The sequence below is a fragment of the Actinosynnema pretiosum genome, from assembly GCF_024171695.1.
GTDB classification, from domain to species: domain Bacteria; phylum Actinomycetota; class Actinomycetes; order Mycobacteriales; family Pseudonocardiaceae; genus Actinosynnema; species Actinosynnema pretiosum.
In genome coordinates, this window is the sequence record NZ_JAMTCF010000011.1 from 80,755 (window position 1) to 94,229 (window position 13,475).

At 73.4% G+C, this 13,475-nt stretch carries 14 protein-coding genes; 5 read left to right on the forward strand and 9 right to left on the reverse strand.

All coding sequences use genetic code 11. The features are described from left to right. Window position 1 precedes the first annotated feature (1 nt). The 6 genes from LV78_RS22620 to LV78_RS22645 all read right to left on the reverse strand — a co-directional run bounded on the left by LV78_RS22620 (window position 2) and on the right by LV78_RS22645 (window position 5,881). On the reverse strand, window positions 2–1,348 hold the full coding sequence (locus LV78_RS22620) for a dihydroorotase (protein ID WP_253847608.1): 1,347 nt from the start codon (window positions 1,346–1,348) through the stop codon (window positions 2–4). Window positions 1,349–1,649: 301 nt separating this feature from the next. Beyond that, entirely contained in the window at window positions 1,650–2,129 is a 480-nt protein-coding gene (locus LV78_RS22625; RefSeq protein WP_253847609.1) for a hypothetical protein, read from the reverse strand. Between the two features lie 282 nt (window positions 2,130–2,411). After that, window positions 2,412–3,188 carry an ABC transporter permease gene (locus LV78_RS22630; protein WP_253847610.1) on the reverse strand — a complete coding sequence of 259 codons (777 nt, stop codon included), beginning with the start codon at window positions 3,186–3,188 and terminating at the stop codon, window positions 2,412–2,414. After that, window positions 3,185–4,213 carry an ABC transporter substrate-binding protein gene (locus tag LV78_RS22635; RefSeq protein WP_253847611.1) on the reverse strand — a complete coding sequence of 343 codons (1,029 nt, stop codon included), beginning with the start codon at window positions 4,211–4,213 and terminating at the stop codon, window positions 3,185–3,187. The genes LV78_RS22630 and LV78_RS22635 overlap by 4 nt, the downstream gene beginning before the upstream one ends. A 67-nt stretch (window positions 4,214–4,280) precedes the next feature. After that, the gene (locus tag LV78_RS22640) at window positions 4,281–5,084 is read right to left on the reverse strand and encodes an ABC transporter permease (RefSeq protein ID WP_253847612.1); all 804 of its coding nucleotides are present in this window, start codon (window positions 5,082–5,084) and stop codon (window positions 4,281–4,283) included. Further along, window positions 5,081–5,881 (reverse strand): ABC transporter ATP-binding protein, encoded by an 801-nt coding sequence (locus LV78_RS22645; protein ID WP_253847613.1) that lies wholly within the window; start codon window positions 5,879–5,881, stop codon window positions 5,081–5,083. The genes LV78_RS22640 and LV78_RS22645 overlap by 4 nt, the downstream gene beginning before the upstream one ends. A gap of 291 nt (window positions 5,882–6,172) precedes the next feature. Between LV78_RS22645 and LV78_RS22650 the strand changes: the two genes are divergently transcribed. Both LV78_RS22650 and LV78_RS22655 read left to right on the forward strand, forming a co-directional pair. Further along, entirely contained in the window at window positions 6,173–6,955 is a 783-nt protein-coding gene (locus tag LV78_RS22650; RefSeq protein ID WP_253847614.1) for a nucleoside phosphorylase, read from the forward strand. 59 nt (window positions 6,956–7,014) lie between these two features. Beyond that, a complete protein-coding gene (locus tag LV78_RS22655; protein ID WP_015803597.1) occupies window positions 7,015–7,797 on the forward strand; it encodes an IclR family transcriptional regulator in 783 nt (260 codons plus the stop codon). A 155-nt stretch (window positions 7,798–7,952) separates the two neighbouring features. On the opposite strand, the gene LV78_RS22660 is transcribed toward LV78_RS22655, so the two are convergent. Next, window positions 7,953–8,645, reverse strand: a complete 693-nt coding sequence (locus LV78_RS22660; RefSeq protein ID WP_253847615.1) for a hypothetical protein — start codon at window positions 8,643–8,645, stop codon at window positions 7,953–7,955. Between the two features lie 82 nt (window positions 8,646–8,727). On the opposite strand from LV78_RS22660, the gene LV78_RS22665 reads away from it, so the two are divergent. Continuing rightward, entirely contained in the window at window positions 8,728–9,111 is a 384-nt protein-coding gene (locus tag LV78_RS22665; protein WP_253847616.1) for a hypothetical protein, read from the forward strand. 42 nt (window positions 9,112–9,153) lie between these two features. Here LV78_RS22665 and LV78_RS22670 read toward each other — a convergent pair whose 3' ends face one another. Further along, window positions 9,154–10,479, reverse strand: a complete 1,326-nt coding sequence (locus LV78_RS22670) for a M20/M25/M40 family metallo-hydrolase (protein ID WP_253847617.1) — start codon at window positions 10,477–10,479, stop codon at window positions 9,154–9,156. A gap of 199 nt (window positions 10,480–10,678) precedes the next feature. After that, window positions 10,679–11,329, reverse strand: coding sequence for a cytidylate kinase family protein (locus LV78_RS22675; RefSeq protein WP_253847618.1), 651 nt, complete (start codon window positions 11,327–11,329; stop codon window positions 10,679–10,681). Window positions 11,330–11,542: 213 nt separating this feature from the next. On the opposite strand from LV78_RS22675, the gene LV78_RS22680 reads away from it, so the two are divergent. Together LV78_RS22680 and LV78_RS22685 are read left to right on the forward strand one after the other, a co-directional pair. Next, complete coding sequence (locus LV78_RS22680; RefSeq protein WP_253847619.1) at window positions 11,543–11,950, forward strand: NUDIX hydrolase; 408 nt, start codon at window positions 11,543–11,545, stop codon at window positions 11,948–11,950. A 14-nt stretch (window positions 11,951–11,964) separates the two neighbouring features. Further along, window positions 11,965–13,347 carry a coproporphyrinogen-III oxidase family protein gene (locus LV78_RS22685; RefSeq protein ID WP_253847620.1) on the forward strand — a complete coding sequence of 461 codons (1,383 nt, stop codon included), beginning with the start codon at window positions 11,965–11,967 and terminating at the stop codon, window positions 13,345–13,347. The last annotated feature ends 128 nt before the right edge of the window (window positions 13,348–13,475 follow it).

A 13,475-nucleotide genomic window follows, 5' to 3' on the forward strand; every position in this document is an offset into this window, starting at 1 on the left:
CCTAAGCGGCGGGTGGCGGCCGGTGCGCGACCCCGCTCGCGGGCTCCTCCCAGGAGCTCCGCGACTCCCGAGCCGCCCGGACGTCCCACGCGAGGTCGTCCCCGGCCGAGTCCTCCTCCGGCTCCGCCAACCCGCCGAGCAACCCCTGCGGATCGGCCGTCACCCGCCCGTCCACCACGGTCGCCACCACCCGGTGCCGGAACGCGAGCCCCGCGAACGGCGTGTTCTCCACCCCGCCCCGCAGCTCCTCCGGCCGCACCTCCCACTCCGCGTCCGGGTCGACGAGCGCGAACGTCGCCGGTTCCCCCAGCTCCAGCGGTCGCCCCGCCCTGGTCAACCCGGCGATCCTGGCGGGCGCGTGCGACATGACCCGCGCGATCAGCTCCCAGTCCCCGTCCAGCACGTCGGCGACCACGGCCAGCGCCGTCTCCAGCCCGACCGCCCCGAACGGCGCCGCGCACCAGTCCCGCGCCTTCGCGCTCGCCGGGTGCGGGGCGTGGTCGGTCGACACCGCGTCGATCGTGCCGTCCCGCAACCCCTCCCGCAGCGCCTCCACGTCCGCAGCCGACCGCAGCGGCGGGTTCACCTTGAACCGGGTGTCACCGCCGCGCACGGCCCGGTCGTCCAGCAGCAGGTGGTGCGGGGTGACCTCGGCGGTCACCGCCCAGCCCTGCGACTTGGCCCACCGCACGATCTCCACCGACCGCGCGGTCGACACGTGGCTCACGTGCAGCGCGGCCCCGGTCTCGGCGGCCAGCAGCACGTCCCGCGCGATCACCGCCTCCTCGCCGACCCCCGGCCACGGCGGCAGCTTGGTCTGCTTGGCCGCCTCGCCCGCGTTGACCTGCCCGCCACCGGCCAGCGCCTCGGACTGCGCGTGCTGCGCCACGACCGCGCCCGCCGCCTTCGCCGCCACCATCGCCCGCCGCAGCAGCCCGGCGTCGTCCAGGCAGTTCGCGTCGTCGGAGAACACCCGCACCCCGACCTTGGCCATCTCCGCGATCGGCGCGAGCCGCTGCCCGGCCAGCCCGACGGTGAGCGCCCCCGCCGGGTGCACCCGGCACGCCCGCACCCCGCGCCCCAGCGCCCGCACCCGCGCGACGCTGTCGGTCACCGGCGTGCGGTTGGGCATCGCGACGACGTCCGAGTAGCCGCCGTGCGCGGCGGCCAGCGCGTCCGCGTCGCCCGCCGTCCGCAGGTGCGCGCGCAGGTCGACCAGCGCGGGCACCGCGATCAGCCCGCCGAGGTCGATCCTGGGCGCGCAGAACGGCTCGACCAGCACCCCCTCGTGCACCGCCAGCGCGGACGGCTCGCCACCGAGCACCCGGACCCCGTGCAGTTCGATCACGCCGACACCCTCCCCACCACGAGGACCTGGTCGACGGCGCGCGGCGACACCGGTCCGGAACGGGCGCCGTGCGAGCGACGTCGACCGCACACCACGCGCACCCCTGACGCCTGCCCCCGGACGCCGAGGCGCCCGCCGGACCCGCGCGGCGCGGCAGGCCCGGCCACCGCGCGGGACCCCACCCGGCGACCCGCGCGCCGGGGCGCGGGACCACCGGCCCCCGCCCGCGCGGCGCACGCCACCGGAGCGCCCCCGCGAGCAGCGGGAGCGCTCCGGCGGGGCGCCGAGCGGGCGGGGGAGGTCACCGCTCGTCCCGCGCCCCTGGCAGCAGGTGCACCACCGGCACGCCGAGGTCGCCGTCCAGCGCGGGGGAGTGCGACACCGCCGCCACCGCGGCGATCCCGCCCTGCCTGGCCACGATGGACCGCGCCGTCGCCAGCCCCCTGGTCTGCCACGACGTCGCCAGCAGCGCGGCGCGCGACCCGTCGGCCAGCGGCGGGTTCACCGCGACGGCGCCCTCCACGGCGTCTATCCGGCTCACCCCGACCCCCAGCTCGGCGGCCACGGCGTGCGCGAGCACGGCCTCGTCGCTGCTGTTCCACACCACCACCCGGTCCACCCCGGCGCCCGAGAGGCGGGCGGCCAGCGCCGCCGCCACCACGCGCACCGCCGACGGCGACACGGCGGTGTTCAGCGTCGGGCCGTAGCTGTCCGGCGCGATGCCCAGCTCGGCCACCGCCGCTCGCACGGCGATGTAGGCGGCGTTCTCGTTCTCGGTCATCCCTGCGGCTCCCTGTGCCTGGTTCCTGCGTGCGTCGAGCTGTGCCGACCTGGTCGCGCCGAGCTGCGCGGGTCGGGCGACGACCGCCGATCACGGCGGGTCCGTTCGAGCGAACCCCGCTGAGCCGTTCAGCGCAACGGTCAGGTGTCCGAGGTCTCCGAGATCCACACCGGACCGGCCCGGAAAAGCGAAAACCGGGGCGCCGCCCGAAGGGGCGCCCCGAGGTCGGACTCCGCCGGTGGCCGCGCCCCCCTCTGACGCGGGGGCGCGGCCACCTCCGGCTCACCCGATGTCGAACCGGGCCTTCACCTGGCGCTCCACGAGGTCGACGACCGCGTACAGCACCCAGCCGATCAGGCACAGCAGGATCAGGGTGATGAAGACGACCTGGATGTCGTCGTTGTCCTGCGCCTGCTTCTCCAGGTACCCCAGCCCGGCCTGCGCGCCGATGAACTCGCCGATCACCGCCGCCGTCACCGCCTGGAGCACGCCGACCCGCAGGCCCGCCAGCAGCGCGGGCAGCGCGAACGGCAGCTGGAGCACCCTGGCCTTGCGCGCGCCGGACATGCCGAGCACGACCGACAGGTCGTCGAACGCGGTCGGCATCCCGCGCAGCTTCGCCACCACGTTCACCAGGATCGGGTAGAACGTCACCAGCGCGATCAGCGTGATCTTCGAGCCGATGCCCAGTCCCAGCCACAGCACGATCAGCGGCGCGATCGAGATCTTCGGGGTCACCTGGACCACGACGATCACCGGCATCAGCAGCTTCTCCAGCCACCGCAGCCGCACGAACAGCACCGCGAGCAGCACGCCGGCCACCGTGCCGATCAGCACGCCCTGCAGCACCTCGGCGAGGGTCTGCGCGAGGTGCACGCCCAGCCCGCCGCCCTGGAACAGGGTCACGGCCCTGGACACCAGTTCGCCGGGGCTGGGCAGCACGTAGTCCGGCACGACCGGCAGCGACGCGACGGTCCACCACGCAGCGATGCCCACGGCCAGCGACACCAGGCCGGCGAGCAGCGCGGTGCCGCGCGCCGGTGCGGTCGGGGAACTCATCGGACGTTCTTCACCATCTCGTCGGCGTTGAACTCCTTGTCGATCAGCTTGAAGCCGACCTGGGCCTTGATGGACTCGTTCCAGCGGTCCACGTTGCCGTAGCCGAAGCCGTGCTCCTTGGTGTCGGCCGACTGCCACAGGGTCAGCGCGAACACGTCGTCCAGGATCAGCTCGATCTGGGCCTCCTGGCCCTCGAACGTGGGCGCGTAGTCCTTGATGGCCATCTTGGTGGCCTCGCCGACGTTGTCGATCACGTACTGGATGCCCTCGTTCAGGGCCGCGTTGAACGACTTCACCGTCTCGGCGTCGGAGTTCACCTTCTCCGGGTTCGCGATGACGATGTTGCCGAACGACGGCAGGTACTCGTCGCTCAGCACCTGGCCGACGCCCACCCCGGCCTGGAGCAGCGCGTAGTAGCGCAGCCGGGAGAAGACGATCGCGTCGACCTGGCCGTTCTTCATGGCGTCCACGATCGCGCCGGTGCCGATGGTCTCGACCTGCACCTCGGACAGCGGCACGTTCTCCTTGGCCAGCATCGCCTGGAGCTGCGCGTAGTTCGCGCTGCCCAGGTCGGTCACGCCGACCTTGCGGCCCTTGAGGTCCGCCGGGGTCTTGATGCCCGAGTCGTCGCGGAACAGCAGCGCGCCGATGCCCTGCTGGTACGTGGTGTGCACGACGTTGGTCTTGATGCCCTTGGCGTACGCGGTGATCACCGAGTCGCCGTTGGGGAAGCCGAAGTCGACGTTGCCCGCGGCCACGTTCTGCACGATGTCGGCGCCCTGGGCGTAGGTGAACTCCACCTCCAGGCCGTGGTTCTTGAAGAAGCCCTGCTTCTGCGCGGCGTACAGCGGGGCGTAGTACGGCACCGCCGAGCCGTCGATCTGCATGGTGACCTTCTTGGTCCCGCCCTCGGAGGACGAGGACGAGCCCGCGTCGGCGGGGCTGCACGCGACCAGCGCGGCGGCGGTGGCCACCACGGCGGTCAGGGCGCCGAAGCGGCGGCGGGACAGGGTGGAGCTGGACATGCTTTTCCCTTCGGGGATGCGGGGTTCTAGCAGGGGAGGGCGCCGGGGCCGGGGTCGGGGGACCCGGCTAGCGGCGCCACGGCAGTGCGATCCGCTCGGCCAGTCCGACCAGGCCGAACCCGGTCAGGCCGACCACGACCGTCAGCAGGACGGCGGCGAGCAGCTGGGGGGTGTCGTAGGTGCTCTTGCCCATCACCATCAGGTAGCCGAGGCCCTGCTTCGCGGACAGGTACTCGGCCAGGAACGCGCCGGTCATCGCGTCGATCACGGCGATCCGGGCGCCCGCGAACAGGGCGGGCAGCGCGGCGGGCAGCTGCACGCGCAGCAGGAACCGCTTGCGGTCCATGGCCAGGACGCGGCCCAGCGCGCGCATGTCGTCGGTGACCTCGCCCAGGCCGAGCGTCATCGCGATCATCATCGGGAAGAACGCGAGCATCACCACGAGCGTGAGCTGCGAGCCCAGGCCGAGGCCGAACCACAGCACCAGCAGCGGGGCGACGGCGATCTTCGGCGCGGCCTGGAACAGCACCACGTACGGCGCCAGCAGCATCCGGGCGCGCGGCGAGGACGCCAGCACCCAGCCCAGCGCGCAGCCGATCAGGACGCCGGACACCAGGCCGATGACGATGTTGCGCACCGTGTAGCCCAGGTGCGGCCACAGCTCGCCGCTGCTCGCGAGCCCGGCCAGCGACTCGGCGACGGCGCCGGGCGCGGGCAGCAGGTACTGGGGGACGTCGGCGAGCGTGACGTACAGGTGCCACACGCCGATGACGACCGCCAGGTACAGCACCGCCGTGCCCGCGCGGCGCAGGTCGAACCGGCCGCGCGCCTTGGGCACCGCGGTCTCGTCGACCAGGTCGCGCACGCTCATGCCAGCTCCCCGCGCAGCATCCCGGCGAAGCGGCCGAACTCGGGCAGCTCGCGGGTGGCGGGGGTGCGGTCGCGGCGCAGCGGCACCCGGTGCACCGCGCGGATGCGGCCGGGGCGCGCGGACATCACCACGACGCGGTCGGCCAGGTAGGCGGCCTCCTCCACGCTGTGCGTGACGAAGACGATGGTCTTCCTGGTGCGCTCCCAGATCCGCAGGATGTCGTCGTGCAGCCGGTCGCGGGTGATCGCGTCCAGCGCGCCGAACGGCTCGTCCATCAGCAGGATCTGCGGGTCGTAGGCCAGCGCGCGCACGATCGCGGTGCGCTGGCGCATCCCGCCGGACAGCTCCTTCGGGTAGGACTTGGCGAAGTCGCCCAGCCCCACCAGGTCCAGCAGCTCGGCCACCCGCTGCTCGGCGCCCTCCAGGTCCTTGCGGCCCTCCAGGCCCAGGCCCACGTTGCCCGCCACGGAGCGCCACGGCAGCAGCGCGGGCTCCTGGAACACGAAGCCGATGTCCTTGCCGGGGCGCGGCGGGCGCTGCCACTCGACGGTCCCCGTGTAGTCGTCGTCCAGGCCGGCGACCATGCGCAGCAGCGTGGACTTGCCGCAGCCCGACGGCCCGATGACCGCGACGATCTCGCCCTCGGCGATGTCCAGGTCGATGCCCTCCAGCGCCTGCACCGTCGCGCCCTTGGCCGTGCGGTAGCGCTTGTCGACGCCGCGGATGCTCAGCAGCGGCCGTGGCGGGGCGGGTGCCGGGACGCCGGGCTGGGCGCCGCTCGGGGCGGGAGGGGTCACGTCGTGGCTCCGCAATCGTGGTCGGTTTCCGGGGTGCGGCCCGGAGTGTTCCATGCGGTGGAAGTGCCTTTCCACCTCGGGGTCGGTGCTCACCGGAACAGCATCTCGGTGATCGCTCTGCGTAGCGATTCGCGTCGACGCAGATCAGCCTGCTTTATCGGGCGCGAAAAATCCACTGTGACCGTTCGCAGTGGAGGTTGACAGCCGTTCGGCCGACCAACAGACTCCCCGATCTGGAAACCCCATTTCCACCACGAGTGCCGGCGGACCCGGCGGTGAGGAGCGCGCCCGGTGGCCCGCAGCGCAGCAGATCCCTGGCTCGACGGGCGACCCCCGCACCTGCCGTGCGGACCCGGCGACCTGCCCGAGGTGTGCCTGCTCCCCGGCGACCCGGCGCGCGTCGACCGGGCCGCGCAGGTGCTCGACGACTTCCGCGTCCTCGGGCAGAACCGCGAGTTCAGGGTGGGTGTCGGCACCTCGGGCGGGGTGCCCGTCGCGGTCTGCTCCACCGGCATCGGCGGGCCGTCCACCGAGATCGCCGTGGTCGAGCTGGCCCGCCTCGGCGTGCGCACCGTGATCCGCACCGGCGGGATGGGGGCGCTCAGCGCGCACATCGAGCCGGGCGACCTGTGCGTGGTGACCGAGGCCGAGCGGGAGGGCGGGGCGGCCAGGCACTACGCCGACCCGGAAATCCCCGCGCTCGCCGAGGACGGCGTCTCCGCGGCCCTGCTGGCCGCCGCGCCCGCGCATTTCCCGCGACCCGCCCACCGAATTCGCGTGCTCTCCTGCGACAGCTATTACGTCGGAGAGGGCAGGCCGTTGGACCGAATGGAGGAACGCGCCGCCCGGCGTTTGGCGGAAATCGAGGCCATGGGCGTCGACGCGATGGACATGGAGTGCGAGACCGTGTTCGCGGTCGGCGCCGCGATGGGGCTGCGCGTCGGCGCCGTCCTGGTGGCCCACGCGTCCCGCGCCACGGACAGCTGGCTGGAGGACTACGAGCCCGCGCAGCTGGCGATGCTGCGGGTGGCGGCGAGCGCGGCGCGTGACCTGGTGGCCACCCCGGGTGTGTGAGCTGGGCGACTCGGCGTGAGAATCACGCGATCAACTTCTCGCCCTCACCCGGAGGTCAGGTGGCCGAGGCAACCCGTCCGATGCAAGTGGTAGTAAGAGCGCTCGACGTGCTCGGAGCGCTGTCCGCGGCGGGCACCAGCCGCAGCCTCCAGGAGCTGCACGAGCAGCTCGACATCCCCGTCGGCAGCATGCACCGGCTGCTGGCGACCCTGGAGCAGTCCGGCTACGTGTCCCGCTCGCCGGTCAACCGCCGCTACTTCCTCGGCCGCTCCGCCCGCGCGCTCGGCCAGCAGGCCAGGGCGAACGGCGCCAGGCTCGTCCGCCCGCCCGCGCCGCTGGAGGTGGCGGCGCGGGAGAGCGGGGAGACGGTGTTCCTGAGCGAGCTGATCGGCGACGTGCCGGTGTGCGTGGCGCTCGTGGAGGCCAGGCACCCGCTGCGGCTGTTCGTCCGGATCGGCCAGGAGATGCCGCTGCACGCCGCGTCGTCGGCGCGCAGCATCCTGGCGTTCCAGGAGGACGAGGTGGCGCGGGCGCTGCTCGCGAACGCCCCGCTCACCGAGTACACGTCGGGCACCCCGCGCACCACCGAGGGCGTCCTGGAGCACCTGTCGGTGGTGCGCGCGCAGGGCTACGACGTGTGCGACAACGAGCTGGACCGCAACGTGTGGGCGGTGTCCGCGCCGGTCCGCTCGATCGACGGCAGCGTCGGCGCGAGCGTGACGCTGGCGGCGGCGGGCGCCCGGATGCGCGACCCGCTCGACCGCACCCGCGCGACGGCGACCGTGCTGCGCGCGGCGCGGGCGCTGTCGGAGGAACTGGGGTACGTCGCGGACGAGGACTGACCTCCGCGCGTGGCGCCCGCCCCACCCTGGGCGCCGATCCCGAGCGCTGGTCTCGGGACCTGTTGGTGGCGCAGTGGATTCCGCCGGACATCACGTGACGTCAGGCCGCTTCCGCGCCACCTCCCCTCACCGGTGACGTTCCCCGGTGGGCATCCTCACACTTCCCGCCCCAGCGGCGGTCCCGCCCCGCGCCGACCGGTCGAGGTCCAGCGCGCGGTGTGCACCAGGTGCAGCCGACGAGCCCCGCGCCCCAGCACGTTCGAGCTCGGGTGCACCTCCTGGCAGTAGTGCTCGACCCCGAGGTGGTCGTGCGTCCCGTGGTGGCCGCCGCCCGCCGCGACGTCCAGGTGCAGCCTCGCCACCTCGCGGAACAGCGGCGCGTCCCCGGTGACGAACAGCGTGTCCGCGTGCACCCGCTCGTGCAGCCGCTCCCGGTCGGGCACGTGCGCGTAGGCGTCGTGGTCGACCGGCGCGAGCGCGGCGACCTCGGGCAGCTCGGCGGTGCGCAGCCGCCCCCGGCCGAGCCCGGCGCGCACGTCCTTCCAGTCCGACGGCGAGAACTGCAACCCCCGGTGCGACAGCACGAGGTCGAGCGGGAGGTCCCCCGGCCACAGCCCGCCTGCGGGCGGGGTGGTGGCGCGCACGGGCAGGTGCACGAGCGAGCGGGGGGAGCGCGCGGCGAGCAGCCACAGCGCCGCCACGGCCGCCGCGTCGGCCCCGCCGACCAGCACCTCGACGGACCACTCGCGCCCCACGACCAGCGTGCGCGCGAGCGGCGAGGCGGGCCGGAGCACGCGGAAGTCGGCCCGGCCGAGCCGGACCCGGTGCTCGGTGACGCGCAGCTCCACGCCCCGGACCTTACCCCGAACGGGTGAGTCAGGCGGGTGCTTCCGCCGGGCGCGCGACCACCTGTCGACCTACGCTCGCTCGGTGCTCCGGTCGTGGGATCTGGTCATGCTGGCCACGGGGGTGCTCTGGCTCGCGACCTTCCTGCGCATGCTCCGGAAGCTGACCGTGAACCGGGGTGAGGTCCTGGCCGTCACCTTCGCGATGCCGTTCAGCATGATGTTCTTCGGCTCGTACATCGGGGGCGCCCCGGTGGAGGCGGTCTGCGCGCTGTACGTCCTGGCGATGGCCCTGGTCTGGCTGGCCTCCGGGTTCAGGCCCGAGCTCATGGTCGACCACGACGAGCCCGGCGTCGACGAGGCGCTGGTCGAGCGGTCCGAGAAGGCCCAGCTGCGCCTGGTCGTCCTCATCGTCCTCGTGTCGATCGCCTTGGGCGTCGTGTTCTGGGACGAGATCCCCGTCGACTGACGCCGCCCCCCTCGTCCGGTGGGGGCGGCGCGTCGAGCGGGCTCACGAGTTCAGCAGGAACCTGTCCAGCACCCGCACCCCGAACTTCAGCGCGTCCACCGGCACCCGCTCGTCCACCCCGTGGAAGAGCCCGGAGAAGTCCAGGTCGGCGGGCAGCTTCAGCGGCGCGAAGCCGAAGTTGCGGATGCCCAGGCGCTGGAACGACTTCGCGTCCGTGCCGCCGGACAGCATGTACGGCAGCACCTTCGCGCCGGGGTCCTCCGCGCTGATCGAGCCGACCATCGCGTCCACCAGCGCGCCGTCGAACGTGGTCTCCACCGGCGGCAGGCCGATCCACTCGCGCTCCACGTCCGGGCCGAGCAGCTCCGCCAGCTCCGCGTCGAACGCCTCCTCGCGGCCGGGCAGGATGCGGCAGTCCACGGTGGCCTCGGCGACCGACGGGATCACGTTCGCCTTGTACCCGGCGGTCAGCATGGTCGGGTTGGCCGTGTCGCGCAGCGTCGCGCCGATCATCCGCGACAGCGCGCCGAGCTTGCCGACGGCGCCCTCGATGTCGTCCTCGGGGAAGTCGATCCCGGTGATCTCGGTGACCCCGTCCAGGAACTCCCGCACCGACGGCGAGATCACCAGCGGGAACCGGTGCTGCCCCAGCTTGGTCACCGCGGCGGCCAGCTTCGCGACCGCGTTGTCGTGGTGGATCATCGACCCGTGGCCCGCCGTGCCGCGCACGCGCAGCTTCAGCCAGCGGATGCCCTTCTCGGCGGTCTCCACGAGGTAGGCGCGCACGTCGTCCTTCAGCGTGATCGAGAACCCGCCGACCTCGCTGATCGCCTCGGTGACCCCCTCGAACAGCTCCGGCCGGTGCTCCACCAGCCACTGCGCGCCGTAGAGGCCGCCCGCCTCCTCGTCGGCCAGGAACGCGAACACGATGTCCCTGGGCGGCACGATCCCGTCGCGCTTGAACCGCCGCGCCACCGCGAGGGACATGGCGACCATGTCCTTCATGTCGACCGCGCCCCGCCCCCACACGTACCCGTCCTGCACCGCGCCGGAGAACGGGTGCACCGACCACTCCGACGCGTCGGCGGGCACCACGTCCAGGTGACCGTGCACCAGCAGCGCCCCGCGCGACGGGTCGGCCCCCGCGAGCCGGGCGACCACGTTGCCGCGCCCCTTGGCCCCGGACTCGACGTACGTGGTCTCGTACCCGACCTCGGCCAGCTTCTCGGCGACCCACTCGGCCGCCTTCCGCTCGCCGACCAGCGTGTCCGGGTCGCCGGTGTTGGTGGTGTCGATCCTGATCAGCTCGCTGGCCAGGGTCACGACCTCGTCCTGCGCGAGCTCCAGCCCGCCGCCTGTGTTCGTCACACGGCTTTCCTACCACCAGCCAGTCGGCCGGATGGCGCAGCTCCCGAGGGGTGGGCGGCCGGGGACGGCCCCGCCGGGGCCGCTGAGCACCCGGCGGGACCTGGGGCGGGACGTCGGAGATCCCGCCTTGAGTTGATCATGCCACTAGGGGTGGGCGGTCGCGGCGCGGGGGAGGAGCGCTTGCGGGGCAACGGGGTGCTCAGCGCAGCCAGGTGATCACCGGCTCCCGCGCGGCCCCGCTGCCCGGCGCGGCGGGCGCGTCCTCGCGGGGGTGCGCGCCGCGCTCGACCAGCGCCGCCAGCACCGCCTCGAACGTCGCCCGCGACCCCGCGCGGGCGTCCCGCAGGGTCGCCGTCGGGATCAGCGCCGAGCAGTCCACCAGCAGGTCGAACGGCGCCCGGTCGGTGAACAGGTCGAACCCCCAGTTCGCCAGGAACAGCTCCCGGCTGAGCCCGTCCTTGTCCCGCAGCAGCCGGGCGCACTCGGCGGGCCCGCGCGGGCTCCCCCGCTCCAGGTACGACACGCGGCACTTGCGCGCCCTGCTCCCGGTGCTCGACTCCAGCCAGATCCGCACCGCCGGTTCCGCCGAGTACCAGGGCAGCCCCCACGAGTCGAACACCCCGGCGGGCGCCCGGCCTAGCAGCCCGGCCATCGCCGCGTCCACCGCCCGCTCCAGCTCCGGGTCGCCCCGCGCGAGGTCGACCTCGGGGGACCACTCGCGCTCGGCGCGGCCGAGGACGTCGAGCAGCACCGCCGACGCCGAGTAGCGCGGCACGCCCAGCGCCCGCGCCAGCGCGCGGGAGAGCGTGGTCTTCCCGGCCGCCGTCAGGCCGGAGACGATGATCTTCATCGGGGTCACCTCGGCGCGTGCCCGGCCGCGCGGGACCGGGGGGAATTCGGTTCGCGGACCCGGAACCGCAGAATTGCGGGGTCCGGTTTTCCGGCCCTTGCCACACTGTCTTCACCCGAAGAAGTGAGCGTGTCCTATTTCGCGACAATCGTCCCGTCGGCAAAGCTAGCACCCGATTCCGCGTTGTCCAGTCCGATCGGCGGGAGTTGGTCCGTGCGCGAAGTGCGTTTGGCGGGGTGCGTCATCACGGATCCGCGCGGGCGGGTGCTGATGCTGCACCGGAGAACCGACGAGCTGACCCAGTGGGAGATTCCGGGGGGAAAGCTCGAACCCGGTGAGGAGCCCGAGCAGACCGCCGTCCGGGAACTGCGCGAGGAGGTCGGCGTCGAGGTCGACATCGAGCGCAGGCTCGGCGAGCGGGAGTTCTTCCAGGGCGACTGCCGGATGGTCTACACGTGGTTCCTGGCGGCCATCACCAGCGGTCGTCCCCGGCCGGTGGAGCCGATCCACGACCGGCTCTCCTACCACCACGTCGCCGAGTGGGCCGACATGGTCGACCAGCTCTCCCCGAACAGCAGGAACTTCATCAGCGAGGTCTCCCGAGGGGGCATCTCGCTCTAGCCGGTGAGGCACCCATGCGCGTCGTCGTGGACACCCCTGCCGTGACCGCCGCGAGCACCCCGGCGCGGGAGCTGGCCGCCCTGATCGCGGCCGACACCCGTGTCGACTACGTCTACTCCTACCCGCCGAGGCAGAGCTACCGGCCGCTCCCACCGGGGCCGGACGCCGACGTCCCCGGCCTGGTCAGCCGTTCGCTGGCCCGGTTCCCCGACCTCAACCTGTACGCGCACGTCCCGTTCTGCCGCCAGATCTGCCGCTTCTGCAACCTCTACGCCGTGGCCGACGCCGGGCGGGACGACCGGCACGACGACTACGTCGCCGCCGTCCTGAGCGAGGCCGAGCGCCTCGCCGCGCTCACCGACCGCAAGCACGTCACCACCCTCTACCTCGGCGGCGGTACCCCGTCCGTGCTCCGCCCGCAGCTGCTCGAACGCCTGGTCACCGGCCTGCTCGCGCTGTTCGCGACCGACCCGACCACCCCGCCGCCGGAGACCGCGCTGGAGGTCGACCCGGCCACCGTCGACGCGGCGGCGCTGCGGGACATCAGGGCGGCGGGGATCAACCGGATCAACCTCGGCTACCAGTCGATGGTCTCGGGCGAGGTGGTCGACCTCGGCCGCGACCGCCCGGCCGCCTCCGGCCTCGACCTGCTCGCCGCGGCACTCGGCACCGGGTTCGCCAACGTCTGCGTCGACCTCATCTACGGCCTCGCCGGGCAGACGGACGAGGGCTGGCTCACCTCGTTGCGGCAGGTCACGGCCCTGCTGCCGCCGACGGTGTGCGCCTACCCGCTCACCCTGCGACCGTTCACCGGCTACCGCAGGCGCGGCTACCGCAGCGTCGACGGCGCCGTCCTGCACCGCCGCTACCGGGTCGCCGACCGGGTGCTGCGCGAGGCCGGGTACCGGCAGGAGACGCACGTCAGGTGGGTGCGCGACCGGGGCGGCTACGTCCAGAAGGCCAACCACTGGGGGATGCGCAACGTGCTGGGCCTCGGCGCGGGCGCCCGCAGCTACCTGTGGGAGGCCGACCTGCGCAACGGCTACTCGGTGCGCTCCCGGTCCTCCGCGCTGCGCGACTACCTGGACCGCGTCCGCGTCGGTGCGAGCCCCGTCCGGGACGGCTACCCCATGACGCCCGACGAGCGGCTGCGCAAGGCCGCCGCGCTGAACCTGGTGGACCTGGACCGGAACTGGGCGCGCGAGCTGCTCGGCGCCGACCCGGTCGAGCGCTTCGCCGACCGCTTCGCGGCCTTCGCCGAGCTGGGCCTGGCGGAGGTGGCGCCGGACCGGGTCCGCCTCACCCCCGAGGGCGTCCAGCACCGCGACCTGCTCTCGCAAACCCTGTTCAGCCCCGAGGTGCGCGCCCGGTTGCGCGCTTTCGACTACGACGAGTGACCCGTTTTTCCGCTTTCGGCGGAACATCCCGGTGCTCCGCTGGAAACGGTGCGCCCGCATTCCTGCGGGGCCGCTCCCGAAAAGCCCGGAAAGTGGCTGCGGTGTCTCTTTCATCAACTCCGGTGGCG